The organism is Pseudomonas sp. PWP3-1b2, from assembly GCF_049896045.1.
GTDB classification, from domain to species: domain Bacteria; phylum Pseudomonadota; class Gammaproteobacteria; order Pseudomonadales; family Pseudomonadaceae; genus Aquipseudomonas; species Aquipseudomonas antarctica_B.
This window is the reverse complement of record NZ_JAFCTN010000010.1, coordinates 102,687-119,684: the sequence shown is the minus strand read 5'-3', so window position 1 is coordinate 119,684 and position 16,998 is coordinate 102,687. Positions and strand designations below refer to the sequence as shown.

Below are 16,998 nucleotides of genomic sequence, written 5' to 3'. Positions count from 1 at the left end.
GCTGAATCGATGAATTTGACTGAACCCCGCGAACTGGCCCCGCTGCTGGAGGCCTTTCTTCTGGCCTCGGGTAAACCGCAATCGTTGGAACGCCTCTTCGAACTCTTTGAAGAAGCCGAGCGCCCCGAGCCGCCGGTGTTCAAGAAGGCGCTGGAGATTTTGCGCAAGTCGTGCGACGGCCGTGCCTTTGAGTTGCGCGAGGTGGCGTCGGGTTACCGCCTGCAGATCCGTGAGAAGTTTTCCCCTTGGGTAGGCCGCTTGTGGGAAGAACGCCCGCAACGTTATTCACGGGCGATGCTGGAGACCATGGCGCTGATCGCCTACCGCCAGCCAATTACTCGGGGTGAAATCGAGGACGTGCGGGGTGTGGCGGTGAACAGCCATATCGTCAAGACGTTGCTGGAGCGCGAGTGGATCCGCATCGTCGGTTACCGCGACGTGCCCGGCAAACCGGCGATGTTTGCCACCACCAAGGTGTTCCTCGACCACTTCAACCTGAAAAACCTCGACGATTTGCCGCCGCTTGCCGAACTGCGTGAGATGGAAGCCGAGCCGGTGCTGGATTTCGACGACGCGCCGGTCCCGGCCAGCCTGCAGGAACTGGCAGACGCCACGGCCGAGCCGGAAGAGCCGAAGGACGAAACCAGCTTCCATACCTTGTTGCTTGAACTGGATGACATGGAGCAGGGCATCAAGACTGACTTTGACGACTTGTTGCGTGATGGTGCTGCCGAGCCTGAAACCCAGGCCAGTGCTGAAACGGAGCCTGAAGTCGACAGTGAAGCGGATCCGGCACCTGAGCCTGAGCCTGAGGAAGACAGCCTTGGCGTTGCCGAGGCGCGTGAGAAACTTCTGGCCGCTGTCGCTGCACTGGGGCAACCCGAATTGAGTGACGAAGAGGCTGAAGCACAAGCGCTGGCTGAAGCCATTGAAAACGAGCGTCGCTCGTTTGAGCCGTGATTTACCCGCCGATAAGAGCTGTCAACGGGCTCCGTGGCAGGCGCGCTACCTGTTAGATCTGACAGTTGTTTGGCCGTAGCACTCGGCGTTTAATCGCTGAACGCCATTGCGCCTGTGCCGTTTCATTCGTGGTGGTCGCAATCCCTTCTCTTTTGATATGGATGACCCCTCATGAAAAACACGCGTAAACACTTCATGGCTTCGCTGGGCGCGATGGTTTTGATCTGCTCGGCAGTGTTCTCTTCCGCTTATGCGGTGGCAGCGACTTATAATCCTTACATTGACGACAAAGGCGAGAGGGACGACAGCGTTAATATTGTCGAGGGTGGCGCGCCCGCTGGCGCTATCGGTCTGAGCATCAAAAATGGCGTCGAGCGCCCTGTCTATTATCGTCCTGGTTCCTTTGACGCGTTGTGGGTCGGTTATAAGAACGCGTTACCACCAGGCTGCAAACCCACGCAATTCAAGGATGACGACGGCACAAGCATTCCGGTCTGGGTTAAGTTGAAGTGCAATGCAGAAGACTGGCAAGGCAAACTGTCGAAGACGGGTAAGGTATTCACCGTCAAGCGTCTGCCCTGATACAGGTCACATAGCCGGCCTTGGGCGTCTGCATTTTGATCGGCCCCGCTGCGCGCGGGGCTGACTTCAGAGGATTCCCATGAGCTCCACCAAAGACCCCTGCATCAGCATCTGCAAGTTCACCGACGACATCTGCGTGGGCTGCGGCCGTAGCAAGCGCGAAATCCGTGCCTGGAAGAAACTCGACAAGGTCGACAAGCGCACCGTATTGGCCGAAGCCGAGCTGCGCTTGCTGGCCCTGGGCGCCACCGGTCGGCGGAAAAGCAAGTGACTGCCCACTATTGAGCTAGTCTCTGATGCGCAATGCGCGTCATACGCGTATGATTCGCGACCCTTCGGCGACGTATTCGCCGCAAGCCCCGCTTTCAACACCATTCAGGCCACGCCTGAATCGACCCACCGGGAGGTGCTTAAGATGAACGACAAAGACCAGAACGATAGCCAGGAAATCGGCCCTGCAGGCGAAAAGCTGCAAAAGGTGCTGGCGCGTATCGGCGTGGGCTCACGCCGCGACGTCGAAGCCTGGATCACCCAGAAGCGCATCAAGGTCAACGGCGTAGAAGCCACCCTTGGCCAGCGCGTCGACCTGCATGACGCAATCACCATTGATGGCAAGGTCATCAAGCGTGAAGAGGCCGCCGAATCGGTGCGCCGCGTGATCATGTACAACAAGCCCGACGGCGAGATCTGCACCCGTGACGACCCGGAAGGTCGTCCAACCGTGTTCGACAAGATGCCCAAGCCCAAAGAAGGCCGCTGGATCAACATCGGTCGTCTGGACATCAACACCACCGGCTTGCTGATGTTCACCACCGACGGTGAACTGGCCAACCGCCTGATGCACCCGTCCTACGAGATGGACCGTGAATACGCTGTGCGTGTTCGAGGTGAAGTCGATGACGAGATGATCGAGCGCCTGAAGGCGGGCGTGGTGCTGGAAGACGGCCCGGCCAAGTTCACCGACATCAAGCAGGCGCCAGGCGGCGAAGGTTTCAACCACTGGTACCACTGCGTGGTGATGGAAGGCCGTAACCGTGAAGTGCGTCGCCTGTGGGAATCCCAGGGCCTGGTGGTCAGCCGCCTGAAGCGCGTGCGTTTCGGCCCGGTGTTCCTGAACTCCGACCTGCCGATGGGCCGCTGGCGCGAAATGAGCCAGTACGAAGTCGACATCCTGAGTGCCGAAGTCGGCCTCACGCCTGTCGCGATGCCGCAGATGAACGCCAAGAGCAAAGACAAGCTTGAGCGTATGCAGCGTAAATCGTCGCGCCCTGTGGCCCGCACTGAACGTGTTGCGCGCACCGTGCGCCCGGCGCTGAATGCACCGGCCACCGGCGGTCGTATTTCCCGCGAGCCGCAGATCGAAGGTGAGCGCCGCCCAACGGCGCCATCGCGTCAGGAGGGCGACCGTGCTCCGCGCACGCCGCGTCCTGCTCCGGCCGGTGGTCGTAGCAACCGTGGTGAAGCGGATCGCCCAGCCGACAACGCCAGCACCAAGCGCCCAGCCAAGCCGTCAGGGAATAAGCGCCCTGGCCCTAAACTGGTCGCGGACGAGCCATCGGGCAAGCGCCGTGGCGCCCCGGCCGGTTCGGGCCAGCGTCCTGGTTTTGGTCGCAAGAAGCCGCAGTGATTTAGCGGTTGCATAAAAAAACGCCAACCTCAGGGTTGGCGTTTTTTTTGCTCTGGAGTTTGGTAACCCAATCCAACTGTAGACACTGGCTAGTGTGGGAGCTGGCTTGCCTGCGATGGCATCAGTGCGGTCTGTCGGGTAGACCAGGGTGTCTGCATCGCAGGCAAGCCAGCTCCCACATTGGTCTGCAGAGTTGATGAAATCTGTGATTAAAAGGCAAACCGACCATCAAACACCGGCTTGTCATCCAGCGCCAACACCCCGCTGGCAAAGATCAAATCCAGGTGATGGCTGCCTTTCTGCCCGCCACCCAAACCCAGGTGCAAGCCACAATGGCGCTCTTCGAAGCCGGCATTGCGCGCATACAAATCCTTGACCCCTTCATTGGTCCCAATGCCCAATTCCTCCACACGCCGGTTGGACGGGTTGGCATTCAAGTACTTGTTGAAATCATCCGCCAGCCCCGGTACGTCACTGGCCACGCCGCAGATGGTCGAGTTCTCGATCCACAATTCCAGCGGCGATTGCAGCACGCCGTATTTGCGCGCAAACGGGATGGTGCTGAGAAAGGTGCCGACAAAACGCACCTGGCCATTGATGGCCTCGCTGTGAGTGGCGATTTCGCCGGGCGCCAGGTCGTGGTTGCCGACGCCATTGATGTTTGTCCACTTCTTGATGCTGCTCATCGGCGCTTCAAGGCGTGAGCCGTGCTTGTCGGTAAAGCTCAGCACGTTGGCCTGGGACATGCGTCGGATCAGCGTGGCGTTGAGGTCGGCGATGCGCTGCGGCTCAACGCTGAAGGTGTCGTAGAAGTAGTCGCCGTAATCCTTGAACAGCAGGGATTTTTTCCAGTGCTCCGCCATCACGCCTTGCAGGGCGCGGATAAAGTCCGGGCCTTCGGCGCGTGGGTTGGGCAATGTCGAGGAATCGTAGAGAAACAGGTACAGGTCGCAGGCCTCGATGGCAGGCGCCATGGTTTCGCTGGGTGTCAGGTCCAGGCGCTGCACCTGGAAGTTGAAGCGCGCGGCGCTGCTGTGAGTGATTGCCTGGGCGATGGCGTCGTAGCGCTCGGTGTGGCCCAGCAGCACGGTGGGGCGGTTCAGGCCATTGAGGGCCGGGTGATGAGCGAGGTAGTAGAGGAAGTGTTCGACAGCGCGGGCCTTGTCCATGACGGGTGTCCTTCTGTGCCTTGGGTAAGGGAGCAGGTGCCGTGCACGGCACCTGCCAAATGCCTGCCGGTTTTAGAACGGCCACATCGCGGTGCCAAACGGCACAACGGCGTCGGCTTGCATCATTTCAACGGCGGCCTCATGGGTCGGCGCTTCAAACCAATCGTCGAGTTGCAGTTCAGTTTCCAGGTCGTTTTCCAGTACTTGCATGGTGTATCTCCTAGAGGACGTTGTTTGAGAACGGCTTGCCAGCGGGCTTCGCTGGGCAAGTGAAGAACCTAGGAGAGTGTGTTTCGGAATGCAAAATATTTATTGACACGGTTTCATTTGGATTTTTTGTTCTGTTTTTTCGTAACGCTTTTTTATTCAAAGAAAACAAAGGGCTGGAAACGGCAAATTGTCAGAAATTTCCTACTGACATTTTTCCGGTTTCTTACAAATTCAGTTCGGCTGTAACGCTTGTTTTCCAGGTTGTAACGATTAATTGACGATAACGGCTTCACCTTGTTGGGTGGTCCTACGCTGTAAGGAATGCCTGACAGATTGTCGCGTGCACCTTCACGGGGCGTGCCGAAGCGGTTGAGCGGTGTACAATGCGCCGCGTTTTACTGTGACCCCCCTTGCGTACCCACGCAAAAGGCCAAGACCCGGGGTGTACCAAGCCCTGATCATTCCGCCTGGCCACGAGCCAGACGGGTTCGATTTCGTCACAGATAAAAACAAACAGGTGACGCATGACCGTTAGAAAGACGCTGTATTCCTGGTGCCTGCGCTGGGGTTTGAGCCGCGCTGCCTGAGTCGAGATTCACGGCAGCAACCTGCATTCAACCTCCTCAAATCTTGCGTGAGACCCTTTTCATGAGTGGACCCCATTCCTCTTCAGGCGAGCTGAAACGCGGCCTGAAAAATCGGCATATCCAGTTGATCGCCCTCGGGGGCGCCATCGGCACCGGCCTGTTCCTGGGTTCGGCCGGGGTGCTCAAATCTGCCGGCCCGTCGATGATTCTGGGCTATGCCATTTGCGGCTTTATCGCCTTCATGATCATGCGCCAGCTGGGCGAAATGATCGTCGAAGAGCCGGTTGCCGGTTCCTTCAGCCACTTTGCCCACAAGTACTGGGGCGGTTTCGCCGGCTTCCTGTCGGGCTGGAACTGCTGGATTCTGTACATTCTGGTGGGCATGTCGGAGCTGACGGCTGTCGGCAAATACGTGCACTACTGGTGGCCGCAGATCCCGACCTGGGTCTCGGCGGCGGCGTTCTTCGTGCTGATCAACCTGATCAATCTGGCCAACGTCAAAGTCTTCGGTGAGGCCGAGTTCTGGTTCGCGATCATCAAGGTGGTGGCCATTGTCGGCATGATCGCCCTGGGCAGCTACATGCTGGTCAGCGGCAGCGGCGGCCCGCAAGCCTCGGTCAGTAACCTGTGGGAGCACGGCGGGTTCTTCCCCCATGGCGTCGGCGGGTTGGTGATGGCCATGGCAATCATCATGTTCTCCTTCGGCGGCCTGGAAATGCTCGGTTTTACCGCGGCCGAGGCTGACCAGCCACGCACCGTGATCCCGAAAGCGATCAACCAGGTGATCTACCGCATCCTGATTTTCTACATCGGCGCACTGGTCGTGTTGTTGTCATTGACGCCGTGGGACAGCCTGCTGGCGACCCTTAATGCATCCGGCGATGCCTACAGCGGCAGCCCGTTCGTGCAAGTCTTCTCGATGCTGGGCAGCAACACCGCCGCGCACATTCTCAACTTCGTGGTGCTGACCGCGGCGCTGTCGGTGTACAACAGCGGCACCTATTGCAACAGCCGCATGTTACTGGGCATGGCCGAGCAGGGTGACGCGCCCAAGGCGTTGGCGAAGATCGACAAGCGCGGCGTGCCGGTGCGTTCAATCCTCGCCTCGGCGGCGGTCACGCTGGTGGCGGTGCTGATGAACTACCTGATCCCGCAACATGCACTGGAACTGCTGATGTCGCTGGTGGTGGCCACGCTGGTGATCAATTGGGCGATGATCAGTTTCTCCCACTTCAAGTTCCGCCAGCACATGGACCGTACCGGCCAGGTGCCGCTGTTCAAGGCGCTGTGGTACCCCTACGGCAACTACATCTGCCTGGCGTTTGTGGTGTTTATCCTGGTGATCATGCTGATGATTCCGGGGATTCAGGTCTCGGTGTACGCGATCCCGGTGTGGGTGGCGTTTATGGGGCTGTGCTACTGGATCAAGAACAAGCGCAGGGCTGAAGCTGCTGCTCACTCAGCGCAGACGGTTTTGGAGTAAGACCCTTCCGGTAAACAAAAACCCGGCGTTTTGCCGGGTTTTTTGTGGGCGCTGACGGGTTAGACTCGCGCCTCGTTTTAACCTGATACCTGGCGGGAGGCCCCATGCAACATACCGATATTGACGGCGGCAGCTTGCAGCGCGAGGCGTTGGAAGACCTGATCGCTCAGCACAGCGGGCCGTTGCGCCTGGTGGGCGTCGACCTGAGCGGGGCCGATTTGTCGCGGATGGTGCTGGACCACTGGGTATTCGAGCGCTGCATTCTGGTCCAGACCTCGTTCCTGGGTTCACGTCTGGAAGGCACGCAGTGGAAAAACTGCCGGGCTGGTCACGCCATTTTCGAGGCGGCGAACCTGCTGGAGGCGCAGTTCAGCAGCTGTGACTTCAATAACACTCGCTGGCAGCGCAGCAAACTGCCCCAGGCCAGCTTTGAGCACTGCAAGCTCACCGGCGCCAACTTCACCCATTGCGCATCCCTGGGCCTGAGTTTCAGCGAAACCCGGCTCAACAGAGCGTTTTTGTCCGGCCTGTCGTTTGCCCGAACCGTGCTGAATAACCTGGATTTCTCCGACAGCGACTTGTCGGACACCGACTTTCGCAAGGCGGAACTGATCGACTGCAGCCTCGCCCACGCCCGGCTCAATGGCGCCAATTTCGCCGGTGCCGATTTGCGCGGTGCAGATTTGAGCGGGTTTCGTCTCAATGATGCCAAACTGTTCAAAGGCGCCGTGATTTCCAAAGCCCAGGCGTCGATGTTGTTGTCCGAGTTGGGCTTGTCCGTTGCCTAAGGTTTCTGAGTAATGCTGGTTATTTCCAACAACGTGCAACTGCCCGATGCCGAGATCGAGCTGACCGCCATTCGCGCCCAGGGCGCCGGCGGTCAGAACGTCAACAAGGTGTCGAGCGCGGTGCACCTGCGGTTTGATATTCCGGGGTCGTCGCTGCCGGACTTTTACAAGGAGCGCCTGCTGGCGCTGCGCGACAGCCGAATCACCAGCGAAGGCGTGCTGGTGCTCAAGGCCCAGCAATACCGGACTCAGGAGCAGAACCGCGCGGATGCGCTGGAGCGCTTGGTGGAGTTGATTCTCAGCGCCACCAAAGTCGAAAAGAAGCGCCGCCCGACCAAGCCCACATTGGGCTCGAAAAAGCGTCGCCTCGAATCCAAGACCAAGCGCGGCAGCATCAAGGCCGGGCGCGGCAAGGTCGACTTTTAGGCGCCGCGAGCCTCGCGAGCCTTGGGCGCTTGCCGGTACAAATACACACTCAGCAACAGGCCGCCGAAGGCCGCGAGGGCGGCGAACAGGAAGATCGACGCGAAGCCAAAGCCTGCCGCCACGGCCCCGGCCAGCGGGCCGGTGATGCCCAGCGACAAGTCGATAAACAGCGAATAGGCCCCCACCGCCGAGCCCCGGCTGGACGCTGGCACCAGGTTGACCGCCTCCACGCCGAGCGCCGGAAACACCAGGGAAAAGCCAAAGCCGCTCAACGCTGCGCCAGCCAATGCCAGATGGGCATCGGGCGCCAGCCACAGCAGCAACAGGCCAAGAATTTCTACCGACAGGCAGGCAATCGCCACGCGAAAGCCACCAATTCGGTTGATCAAATTGCCGAACAGCAACCGCGCACCAATAAAGCTGGCACCGAACAGGCTCAATGCCCACACCGCGTTATCCCAATGCTGGGTGGTGTAGTACAGGGTGATGAAGGTGGCGATGGTGCCAAAACCAATCGAGCCCAGTGCCAGCGCACAGCCGTGAGGCAGCACCCGGCCCAACACGTTCATGAAGGGTAAGCGCACACCGGCGACGATGGGCGTGGCTTCCTTGCGCCAGGCCAGGGCAACGCCCAGCGCGGCCAGCAGAATGATGCTGAACCCCATGCTCCACAGCCCGAACTGACTGACGAGCACCACGCCCAGTGGCGCGCCGACCGCCAGCGCGCCATAACTGGCGATGCCGTTCCAGGAGATGACTTTGGCGGTGTTCGCCGCACCGACCCGGCCGATGCCCCAGCCGATAGCGCCGGAGCCGACCAGGCTTTCCGCGCTGCCCAGTACCAGGCGACCTATAAACAGGCTGGCGAGGCTGAGTGCCGGCAGGCTCGAGAACCACGCGGCGAGCAGCATGAACACGCCGCTCAGGCCGCAGCCCACCAGGCCGATCAACACGGCGCGCTTGCTGCCCAACGTGTCGATCATGCGTCCGGCGTAAGGGCGGCTCAGTAATGTAGCCAGGTATTGCACACTGATCACCAGCCCGGCGATCACTGCGCCATAGCCCAACTGACTGTGCACGTAGCCCGGCAATACGGCGAGGGGAATGCCGATATTCAGGTAGCCAATGAACGTAAACAGCACGATGGAAACAACTTGCAGCGTGACCGCCATGGGGCGCTGGGTATCTGGCATGGGAAAGGTCCACTGTCGCAGCAGGTAAAGATAGGCTGCTAATGATACCGGTGCTTTGGCCTCTGTAGGGCGGCAAAACGCAAAAACGTCAGGTCAAACAGCCATCAATGCTTGGAGGGCGCCAGCATTTTGGTCGTCACCAGCGCGGCCAGGGCGTTTTCCTGGGTGCCAAAACGCTTGAGCAACAGCGCTTGTTTTTCGGCACTGAGACGGTTCCAGACGTCGACCATCTGCAAGGCAGCGTCGAGTACGGCGGCGTCGGGGGAATCGGGGAGGGTATCGGTCATAACGGCGATCTCGTGATTCAGGCAGTGTGGAAAGCGCTTCACAGCTGCGCTTTCCACACGGTCTGGTACAACGTCAGTCCTGGCTGTTGCCGTCGACTGGTTTTGCTTCTTTGGCCTCAGGCTGCTGTGGGCTCGCCTGCTGCGGTGTTGGCTGCTCAGCTTCGTGCAGGCTTGGGAAGGGGAGATTAGGTATCTCGTGCATCGTCGTCGCTCCTCGCAAGGTCTGTTTTCAATCGCAGGTGATTCCGCGCTCTTAAAAGCCTTGGCAGGATACAGCACTGCAAATGACAAATAGACTTTAATGTGGACGGATGTACGAACTTTCATTGATGTTACGCAAGTGACATGAGGTCACACCTCAGAACGGCACCTTGCCCAAAATCATGTCGCGGTACATCACGAAATCGCCTAACAAGCTGTAGAACGGATGCTGAAAGGTGGCGGGGCGGTTCTTTTCGAAAAAGAAGTGGCCGATCCAGGCAAAGCTGTAGCCGGCGAGTGGCACGCCAATCAGCAGGCCCAACGAGCCTCGGCCGATGGCGTAGGCCAAGATGCCGATCACCAGCGTGGTGCCGATAAAATGCAGACGGCGGCAGGTGCTATTCGCATGTTCACTCAGGTAGTACGGATAGAATTCGGCAAAGCTGTTGAATTGTTTAACGTTTTCCACAGTGGCCAACCCTTTGATAAGTGTGCCGCCCAACAGATGTTCGGCGGGGAGCTTATTTGAGTCTAGAGTGATCAGTGGGAACAGCCAGTGACAATAGATGCCACTTTAGTATCCTTGGCTTGCTGGCTGCATTTGAGCCTGCTTTTTTAAGAAGACGCCATGAGCGAACGAACAACTTCTGCAAGCTGGGCCATGGGCATCGTCAAGGCGTTGGAAATGGACGGCCTGGATTGTCGTGCGCTGTTCAAGCAGCTGGGCCTGGACTACACCGCCCTCAGTGATCCCGACGCGCGCTTTGCGCAAGACTCCATAACGCGCCTGTGGCAGCGGGCAGTGGAACTGTCGGGCAACCCGGCGATTGGCTTGAACATGGGCAAAGTGGTGCGCCCGGCGTCGTTTCACGTGGCCGGTTACGCGCTGATGTCCAGCAACACATTGGCCGAGGGCTTTACGCGCTTGGTGCGCTACCAGCGAATCATCGCCGAAAGCGCCGACCTGAGTTTCAGGCTCTTCCCCGAAGGTTATGCGCTGATGCTGACCGTGCACGGTGACCACTTGCCTCCCACGCGACAAAGCGCCGAAGCCTCGCTGGCCAGTGCCCTGGCGTTTTGTTGCTGGCTGACCGGGCGGACGTTGCATCCGCGCAAGGTGGTGCTGCAAGGCGACCAGCCGGCCGACCTGGCGCCCTATATACAGGCGTTTCATGCGCCGCTTGAATTCAACGCGCCCTATGACGCGTTGATTTTCGAACAGGCTGACATGGACGAGCCCCTGCCCACCGCCAACGAGGCCATGGCGCTGCTGCATGATCGATTTGCCGGTGAGTACCTGGCACGGTTTTCTGAAAGTCGTGTGACCCACAAGGCACGCCAGGTGTTGTGTCGCTTGCTGCCCCAGGGTGAGCCCAAGCGCGAAGTGGTGGCCCAGACCCTGCATTTGTCCCAGCGCACCTTGCAGCGGCGGTTGCAGGAGGAGGGCACCAGTTTTCAGACCTTGCTCGACGACACCCGCCGCGAACTGGCCGAGCAATACCTCGCGCAGCCAAGCATGACCCTGCTGGAAATTGCCTACCTGTTGGGCTTTGCTGACCCTAGTAATTTCTTCCGCGCGTTCCGCCGCTGGTTCGATGCCACGCCCGGCGAATACCGGACGCGGTTGCTGCAAGCGCCGACGGTCAGTGACGCCAAAACGCCGGGATGCACAGCACAAATACTGTAATGATTTCCAGCCGACCCAGCAGCATGCCGAACGACAATATCCACTTGGCTGCATCCGGCAGGCTGGCGAAGTTACCGGCCGGCCCGATGGTTTCGCCCAGGCCGGGGCCTACGCCGGACACCGTGCTGGCGGCGCCGGTCAATGCAGTCATCCAGTCCAGGCCAAGCAACGACAGGGCCAGGGCGATGGCGCAAATGGTGATCGCGAAGAAAAACGAGAAGGTCAGAATCGAACGGACGATTTCTTCATCAAGACGGTGGCCGTTGTACTTCTGCTTGATCACCGCGCGCGGGTGAATCAACTGGTTCAAGTTGGCCTTGAGCAGGATATAGGCAACCTGGAACCGGAAAATCTTGATCCCGCCCGCGGTAGAGCCTGAGCAGCCGCCGACAAAGCCTAGGTAGAAGAACAGCATCAGCGAGAAATTGCCCCAGATGCTGTAGTCCCCAAGCGCAAAGCCGGTGGTGGTGACCACCGAGGTCACGTTTACCGCCACATGGCGCAACGCATCCAGCCAATGCAGATTGGTCGTCCACCAATACCAGGTGCCGAGTACCAGCCAGGTCACGAGCAGCAAGCCGAGCAAGCCTTGCACCTGCTGGTCCTTGATCAGCGCCCGACGGTTGCCGCGTAACGTGGCCACGTACAGGGTAAACGGCAGGCTGCCGAGGATCATCACCACCACCGCAACCCAGTGCACGGCGGGTTGTTTCCAGTGAGCCAGGGATTCGTCGGAGGTGGAAAACCCGCCGGTGGAAATCGCCGACATCGCGTGGTTGATCGCATCGAACAAGCCCATCCCGGCCCACCAGAATGCGAGGCTGCCGAGGATGGTAATGCCCACATACGCCGCCACGATCAGCCGCGCCACCATATGCGAGCGGGGCATGACTTTTTCCGAGCGGTCCGAGGATTCGGTCTGGAACAGGCGCATGCCACCGATGCGCAGCAGCGGCAAAATGGCGACCGCCATGCCGATAAAGCCGATGCCGCCGAGCCAGTGCAGCAGCGAGCGCCACATCAGGATGCCCGGGGACATGCTGTCCAGGCCGCTCAAAACGGTTGAACCGGTGGCGGTGATGCCGGACATGCTTTCAAAGAAGGAGTCGGTGTAGCTGATGTGTTGGGTCAGTAAAAAGGGCAGCGCGGCGAAGATGCACACGACGACCCAGCTGGTCACTGTAAGAAGGTACATGTCCCGCGGGCGCAGGTGGACGTGCTCGGGGCGGCCGGGGATGACCAGGGCCAGGCCTGCCAGGAAGGTGATCAGGCTGGCCCACAGGAACGAGGGGAGATCGCTGGTGCGTTCGAAGATCACCAGGGTGGCCATGGGAACGACCATGGCGATCGCCAGGGTGATCAGGAAGATGCCGATGATGAAACCGATGATGCGCAGGGTCGGCAACGCCATGAAATGTGCTCGGGTGATGGGGCAGAGGCGCCATTCTACCTGGGGTGTGGGGCATGTAAACCTAGGGGCTGGGTGTATATCCGTTGCTGCGGTGATGGCTGCTTATGGTTCCGCTCTTACAGCGGGTCACTTTTGGCAAACGCCCGGAAGCCGGCCCAGCCAAAAGTAACCAAAAGGTCTTCGCCCCACCACTCGGCACTTCGCTTAGGCTCGGTGTGCGGCCAGCGTGGTTGACGGGCGCCTCAGATCAAAATCTAAAGCACGGCGACCTGGTAGCCGACCTGAGCGGTTGAATCAAAGGCGCTGTTTTTTTCTAGAGCAGATTGCGTTTTCCCAGACAAAATGGAAATCCACCTGTGGGAGCGGGCTTGCTCGCGAATGCGGTGTATCAGTTGATGGATGAATTGGCTGACACACCGCCTTCGCGAGCAAGCCCGCTCCCACAGTTTTGACCGAGTACAACTTCAGTAGCTGCACAAGTCTGCTCTTCTGTGGGAGCTGGCTTGTCGAATCGTCGCACCGCTGCGATGCAGGCACCTAGGTACATCAGGCACACCGAGTTGATGCCATCGCAGGCAAGCCAGCTCCCACACTAATTTCAAACCACCCCAACTGTTGCGATTTGGGCAACAGTCATTATCTTGTTACACTCTATACCGCACCGCTCACCTGCGTTACGTTGACGCACCGATGAGCGCGACGGCAAAGACAGTCACCCCGCTCACCCCAATTCCCCTCGACTATTTCCAGGGCTCTACACTGGGAATCTGTCTTAAAGCCGCTGACTTCAGCGGCTTTTTTTTGCCGTAAAAAAGGCCAGGCACACCCCCACGACACTGGCCGTTTCCGATAGACCAAAGGAGCTCCACCGGTGAAGAACTCGCTGACGTTCACCCCGCTATTCCTCGCGATTGCAGCAACGATCGTACCTCTCGCCCACGCGGCAGACACCACCCCGGCCGACGGTTTCGTCGCAGGCTCCAGCTTCAAAATCAACACCCGCAACTACTACATGAACCGCGACCGGCGCGACATTCACACCGATGACAGCAAGGAGTGGGGCCAAGGCTTTCTCGGCACGTTTGAATCCGGCTACACCCAAGGCACCGTCGGTTTCGGTCTGGACGTCAATGCCATGCTCGGCCTCAAGCTTGATGGCGGTGGCGGCACTGATGGCTCCAGCATCCTTCCCTACGGCAGCGGCAACGGCAAAGCGCCAGGTTCGTTTTCCACGGCTGGCGGCACCTTGAAAATGCGTGCTTTTGACACGGAGCTCAAAGCCGGCGACATGTTCCTCAACAACCCGGTAATCGCCGGCGGCATGACCCGCATGCTGCCGCAGACGTTCCGTGGCGTAAGCCTGGTCAACCACAGCTTCGACGGCTGGATGATCGAAGGCGGTCAAGCCAGTTTCACCAAGCTTTACAACCAGAGCGGTCACCGCCGCATCGGCACCAGCTACGGCGCGTTGCCGGACAATACCGACAGCCAGCACCTGAATTGGGCCGGTGTGTCGTTCAGCGGCGTTCCGGGCTTGACCAGTAACCTGTACGCCTCCGAATTGAAAGACGTATGGCACCAGTACTACTACGACCTGGACTACACCTACGCGCTCAATGACTTGGTCAGCCTCAACCCCGGCTTGCACTACTACCACACGCAAAACACCGGGCAATCGCTGTTGGGAGACATCGACAACAACACCTACAGCCTGCATTTCACCGTGGGCGTGGGCAATCACAGCGTCACCGCCGCCTACCAGCGGGTCAACGGCAATACGCCGTTCGACTACATCACCCAGGGCGACAGCGTGTACCTGGATAACTCTCAACAATATTCGGACTTCAACGGCCCCAACGAGCGCTCGTGGAAGCTCAAGTACGCCTATGACTTCGCCGGGCTGGGCATGCCTGGCCTGACCTCCGCCGTGTCCTACATCAGCGGTAAGACCGATCTGACCAAAGTCGACCCCAACAGCCGGGGCTACAGCGCCTGGTACAGCGCCGACGGCAAAGACGCCAAGCACTGGGAACGCGATATCGACCTGAAATACGTGGTGCAAGGCGGCAAGGCCAAGGACCTGGCCGTGCGCCTGCAATGGGCGACCAACCGTGGCAGCAATGGCTACTCGGCAGTGGACCGGGACGTGGATGAATACCGGGTGATCGTCGACTATCCGATAGACGTGTTCTAAGGTCTTTAAGCAGAACAGGCGATAAGTATCCCGTGGCGAGCGGGCTTGTCGAATCGTCGCACCGCCCGCGTTGGGTTGCGAAGCGACCCTAAAAAGGAAGAATGCGGTGAGTCAGATACTCCTCGGCCGCTGGTTTTGGGGCCGCTTCGCGGCCCAACGCGGGACAAGCCCGCTCGCCACAGGGATGGTGTTCGCCCTATCAGACAGATTTCCAAAGACCTTGAAGGGCTGGTTCTAACGCCCTGATTTCTTTTACGGCGATGATTTAATTTTTATCGAGTAGAACTAAACTGCCAGTACCTTCCTTGCTGAAGTCTGCGCGATGAGTCAACGCCGTCATCAAATCCTGCCTGCTCGCCCGGAGCTGTTATTGATTCTGGGCAGCGGTTTCACCGTCACCCTGATCGTGGTCATCGTGGCGGCGCTGTTGATCCGCGAGCACGCCAGCACCTTGCAGGCGGCTCAACGCTCGACGAGCAATATCACCCAATTGATCAACGCGGATGTGTTGCGTAACGTCGAACTCTATGACCTTGCCCTGCAAGGACTGATCGCTGCCAGACAGCGTCAGGACCTGGCCGGGGTGTCGGCGGACATACAGCATCTGGTGCAGTTTGAGCAGTCCATCGCCGCGCCATTCAAGGGTGAGGTCCTGCTCCTGGACGCTCAGGGCTCAGTGGTTGCCGACTCTTCAACACTCAAGCCAACACCGCGTAATTTCGACAATCGTGACTATTTCCTGGCACACAAAACCGCTGAGCAATCAGGTTTGTTTATCAGCCGCCCATTCCGGATCCACTGTAATTGCGATCAGGTCTGGCGCATCGCATTCAGTCGGCGGGTGTCAGGCCCCAGCGGCGAATTTGCCGGCGTTGCGGTGGCGACCATGCGCCTGGCGTACTTCGACCAACTGTTTAGCCGCTTGACGATTGGTAACGGCAGCTCGGTCAATCTGCTCAACAACCACGGCATTCTTTTGGCCCAGCAGCCACTGCTGGAGCGGGACATGATTGACAAGGACTTGAGCGACCGCCCTAACTTCAAACGTATGCTGATCGAAGGCAGTGGCAGCTTCCGGGCTGTTTCGGCACTTACCGGCAAAGATCGTCTGTATACCTTTACCAATGTGGGTGCGTTGCCGCTGATCGTGGTGGTGGCGTTGTCCAGCGATGATGTGCTCGCGCCCTGGAAACGCGCCGCGCTGCTGACCATCAGCGCCACCGGCGTGCTCTGCATTGGCCTGCTGTGGCTGACCTGGATGCTGCGCAGGGAACTGCGCCGGCGTCATCGCGTCGAGCAGGTGCTGTCAGAACTGGCAGCCACCGACGCCCTCACCGGCTTGGCAAACCGGCGCACGCTGGACCAGCGCCTGCGCCTGGAATGGGACCGCGCACAGCGATCGAGCGAGTCGCTGACCCTGCTGATGATCGACGTAGACCACTTCAAGGCGTTTAACGACCTCCATGGCCATCAGGGCGGCGACGAGGCCTTGCGCATGGTTGCGCAGGTCATCAGTGGCAACATCCGCCGCCCGGCCGACCTTGCGGCACGTTACGGCGGCGAGGAGTTTGCGGTCGTGTTGCCGCATACCGATGCCAGCGGCGCCTGGGTGATCGCCGAGCATATCCGCAGCAGCGTCGAGCACTTGCCGCGCACGGCCAATGCCGAGCGGCCGATTACGGTGAGTATTGGCATGAGCACATGGGATAAGCGCAGCCGTATGTCGCTGGAGACGTTGTTGCTCAGTGCGGATCAGGCGCTGTATGAGGCCAAGCACAGTGGTCGCAATCGTATCGTCGACGCGGGAACATTGTGAGCCGAGCCTGTGGGCTTTTATGGCGAGCGAGCTCGCCACACATGACATAAAAAAAGGCCACCCGAGGGCAGCCTTTTAAAACTAACGAAAAGAGAGTTGTTACTTACACCGCCGCGACGGGACGCATGTAAGAGATCGGTGCGGTGCTGGCATCTTCGAAGGTCACGACTTCCCAAGCATCTGTCTGGGCAATTAACTTGCGCAGCAGCTGGTTGTTAAGGGCGTGGCCCGACTTGAAGCCTTTGAACTCGCCTATCAGGCTATTGCCCAGCAGGTAGAGGTCACCGATTGCATCGAGGATCTTGTGCTTCACGAATTCGTCTTCGTAGCGAAGGCCGTCTTCGTTCAGTACACCATCCGCGTCGACCACAATGGCA

Annotated in this window: 17 protein-coding genes; 10 read left to right on the top strand and 7 right to left on the bottom strand. The window is 59.3% G+C overall.

Features of this window, described 5'->3' with window-relative positions; genetic code table 11:
* Nucleotides 1-9 precede the first annotated feature (9 nt).
* The 4 genes from scpB (at nt 10) to rluB (ending at nt 3,169) form a co-directional block, all read left to right on the top strand.
* Nucleotides 10-960, top strand: coding sequence for an SMC-Scp complex subunit ScpB (gene scpB, locus ACP7A2_RS09535; protein ID WP_426133999.1), 951 nt, complete (start codon nt 10-12; stop codon nt 958-960).
* A gap of 171 nt (nt 961-1,131) precedes the next feature.
* Entirely contained in the window at nt 1,132-1,542 is a 411-nt protein-coding gene (locus ACP7A2_RS09530; protein WP_426133998.1) for a hypothetical protein, read from the top strand.
* Between the two features lie 79 nt (nt 1,543-1,621).
* Nucleotides 1,622-1,813, top strand: a complete 192-nt coding sequence (locus tag ACP7A2_RS09525) for a DUF1289 domain-containing protein (RefSeq protein ID WP_083357036.1) — start codon at nt 1,622-1,624, stop codon at nt 1,811-1,813.
* Between the two features lie 144 nt (nt 1,814-1,957).
* On the top strand, nt 1,958-3,169 hold the full coding sequence (rluB, locus tag ACP7A2_RS09520; RefSeq protein ID WP_426133997.1) for a 23S rRNA pseudouridine(2605) synthase RluB: 1,212 nt from the start codon (nt 1,958-1,960) through the stop codon (nt 3,167-3,169).
* 209 nt (nt 3,170-3,378) lie between these two features.
* On the opposite strand, the gene ACP7A2_RS09515 is transcribed toward rluB, so the two are convergent.
* Entirely contained in the window at nt 3,379-4,338 is a 960-nt protein-coding gene (locus ACP7A2_RS09515) for a leucyl aminopeptidase (protein ID WP_426133996.1), read from the bottom strand.
* A 72-nt stretch (nt 4,339-4,410) separates the two neighbouring features.
* Nucleotides 4,411-4,548, bottom strand: a complete 138-nt coding sequence (locus tag ACP7A2_RS09510) for a hypothetical protein (protein WP_034100099.1) — start codon at nt 4,546-4,548, stop codon at nt 4,411-4,413.
* A gap of 648 nt (nt 4,549-5,196) precedes the next feature.
* On the opposite strand from ACP7A2_RS09510, the gene ACP7A2_RS09505 reads away from it, so the two are divergent.
* The 3 genes from ACP7A2_RS09505 to arfB all read left to right on the top strand — a co-directional run bounded on the left by ACP7A2_RS09505 (nt 5,197) and on the right by arfB (nt 7,832).
* Nucleotides 5,197-6,618, top strand: a complete 1,422-nt coding sequence (locus ACP7A2_RS09505; RefSeq protein WP_426133995.1) for an amino acid permease — start codon at nt 5,197-5,199, stop codon at nt 6,616-6,618.
* 104 nt (nt 6,619-6,722) lie between these two features.
* Entirely contained in the window at nt 6,723-7,406 is a 684-nt protein-coding gene (locus ACP7A2_RS09500; RefSeq protein WP_426133994.1) for a pentapeptide repeat-containing protein, read from the top strand.
* A 12-nt stretch (nt 7,407-7,418) separates the two neighbouring features.
* Complete coding sequence (gene arfB, locus ACP7A2_RS09495; protein ID WP_348060955.1) at nt 7,419-7,832, top strand: alternative ribosome rescue aminoacyl-tRNA hydrolase ArfB; 414 nt, start codon at nt 7,419-7,421, stop codon at nt 7,830-7,832.
* On the opposite strand, the gene ACP7A2_RS09490 is transcribed toward arfB, so the two are convergent.
* The 3 genes from ACP7A2_RS09490 to ACP7A2_RS09480 form a co-directional block, all read right to left on the bottom strand.
* A complete protein-coding gene (locus ACP7A2_RS09490) occupies nt 7,829-9,025 on the bottom strand; it encodes an MFS transporter (RefSeq protein WP_426133993.1) in 1,197 nt (398 codons plus the stop codon). The two genes, arfB and ACP7A2_RS09490, sit on opposite strands and share 4 nt — an antisense overlap.
* A 104-nt stretch (nt 9,026-9,129) precedes the next feature.
* Nucleotides 9,130-9,312, bottom strand: a complete 183-nt coding sequence (locus ACP7A2_RS09485) for a hypothetical protein (RefSeq protein ID WP_426133992.1) — start codon at nt 9,310-9,312, stop codon at nt 9,130-9,132.
* A gap of 358 nt (nt 9,313-9,670) precedes the next feature.
* Nucleotides 9,671-9,982, bottom strand: coding sequence for a DUF962 domain-containing protein (locus ACP7A2_RS09480; protein ID WP_348062363.1), 312 nt, complete (start codon nt 9,980-9,982; stop codon nt 9,671-9,673).
* A 159-nt stretch (nt 9,983-10,141) separates the two neighbouring features.
* Between ACP7A2_RS09480 and ACP7A2_RS09475 the strand changes: the two genes are divergently transcribed.
* Nucleotides 10,142-11,200 carry an AraC family transcriptional regulator gene (locus ACP7A2_RS09475; protein WP_426133991.1) on the top strand — a complete coding sequence of 353 codons (1,059 nt, stop codon included), beginning with the start codon at nt 10,142-10,144 and terminating at the stop codon, nt 11,198-11,200.
* Here the strand turns inward: ACP7A2_RS09475 and ACP7A2_RS09470 are convergent.
* Nucleotides 11,157-12,611 (bottom strand): TrkH family potassium uptake protein, encoded by a 1,455-nt coding sequence (locus tag ACP7A2_RS09470; protein WP_426133990.1) that lies wholly within the window; start codon nt 12,609-12,611, stop codon nt 11,157-11,159. The genes ACP7A2_RS09475 and ACP7A2_RS09470 overlap by 44 nt on opposite strands.
* Before the next feature lie 871 nt (nt 12,612-13,482).
* Here ACP7A2_RS09470 and ACP7A2_RS09465 point away from each other — a divergent pair.
* Together ACP7A2_RS09465 and ACP7A2_RS09460 are read left to right on the top strand one after the other, a co-directional pair.
* Nucleotides 13,483-14,805, top strand: a complete 1,323-nt coding sequence (locus ACP7A2_RS09465; protein WP_426133989.1) for an OprD family porin — start codon at nt 13,483-13,485, stop codon at nt 14,803-14,805.
* A gap of 322 nt (nt 14,806-15,127) precedes the next feature.
* Nucleotides 15,128-16,621, top strand: a complete 1,494-nt coding sequence (locus ACP7A2_RS09460) for a diguanylate cyclase (RefSeq protein ID WP_426133988.1) — start codon at nt 15,128-15,130, stop codon at nt 16,619-16,621.
* Between the two features lie 103 nt (nt 16,622-16,724).
* On the opposite strand, the gene ACP7A2_RS09455 is transcribed toward ACP7A2_RS09460, so the two are convergent.
* Nucleotides 16,725-16,998: UDP-3-O-acyl-N-acetylglucosamine deacetylase (locus ACP7A2_RS09455; protein ID WP_426133987.1), on the bottom strand; the 274-nt coding region annotated here is incomplete at its 5' end.

Coding starts and splice junctions, on each gene's coding strand:
- scpB (WP_426133999.1), top strand. CDS start 10: ATGAATTTGACTGAACCCCGCGAACTGGCCCCGCTGCTGGAGGCCTTT.
- ACP7A2_RS09530 (WP_426133998.1), top strand. CDS start 1,132: ATGAAAAACACGCGTAAACACTTCATGGCTTCGCTGGGCGCGATGGTT.
- ACP7A2_RS09525 (WP_083357036.1), top strand. CDS start 1,622: ATGAGCTCCACCAAAGACCCCTGCATCAGCATCTGCAAGTTCACCGAC.
- rluB (WP_426133997.1), top strand. CDS start 1,958: ATGAACGACAAAGACCAGAACGATAGCCAGGAAATCGGCCCTGCAGGC.
- ACP7A2_RS09515 (WP_426133996.1), bottom strand. CDS start 4,338: ATGGACAAGGCCCGCGCTGTCGAACACTTCCTCTACTACCTCGCTCAT.
- ACP7A2_RS09510 (WP_034100099.1), bottom strand. CDS start 4,548: ATGCAAGTACTGGAAAACGACCTGGAAACTGAACTGCAACTCGACGAT.
- ACP7A2_RS09505 (WP_426133995.1), top strand. CDS start 5,197: ATGAGTGGACCCCATTCCTCTTCAGGCGAGCTGAAACGCGGCCTGAAA.
- ACP7A2_RS09500 (WP_426133994.1), top strand. CDS start 6,723: ATGCAACATACCGATATTGACGGCGGCAGCTTGCAGCGCGAGGCGTTG.
- arfB (WP_348060955.1), top strand. CDS start 7,419: ATGCTGGTTATTTCCAACAACGTGCAACTGCCCGATGCCGAGATCGAG.
- ACP7A2_RS09490 (WP_426133993.1), bottom strand. CDS start 9,025: ATGCCAGATACCCAGCGCCCCATGGCGGTCACGCTGCAAGTTGTTTCC.
- ACP7A2_RS09485 (WP_426133992.1), bottom strand. CDS start 9,312: ATGACCGATACCCTCCCCGATTCCCCCGACGCCGCCGTACTCGACGCT.
- ACP7A2_RS09475 (WP_426133991.1), top strand. CDS start 10,142: ATGAGCGAACGAACAACTTCTGCAAGCTGGGCCATGGGCATCGTCAAG.
- ACP7A2_RS09470 (WP_426133990.1), bottom strand. CDS start 12,611: ATGGCGTTGCCGACCCTGCGCATCATCGGTTTCATCATCGGCATCTTC.
- ACP7A2_RS09460 (WP_426133988.1), top strand. CDS start 15,128: ATGAGTCAACGCCGTCATCAAATCCTGCCTGCTCGCCCGGAGCTGTTA.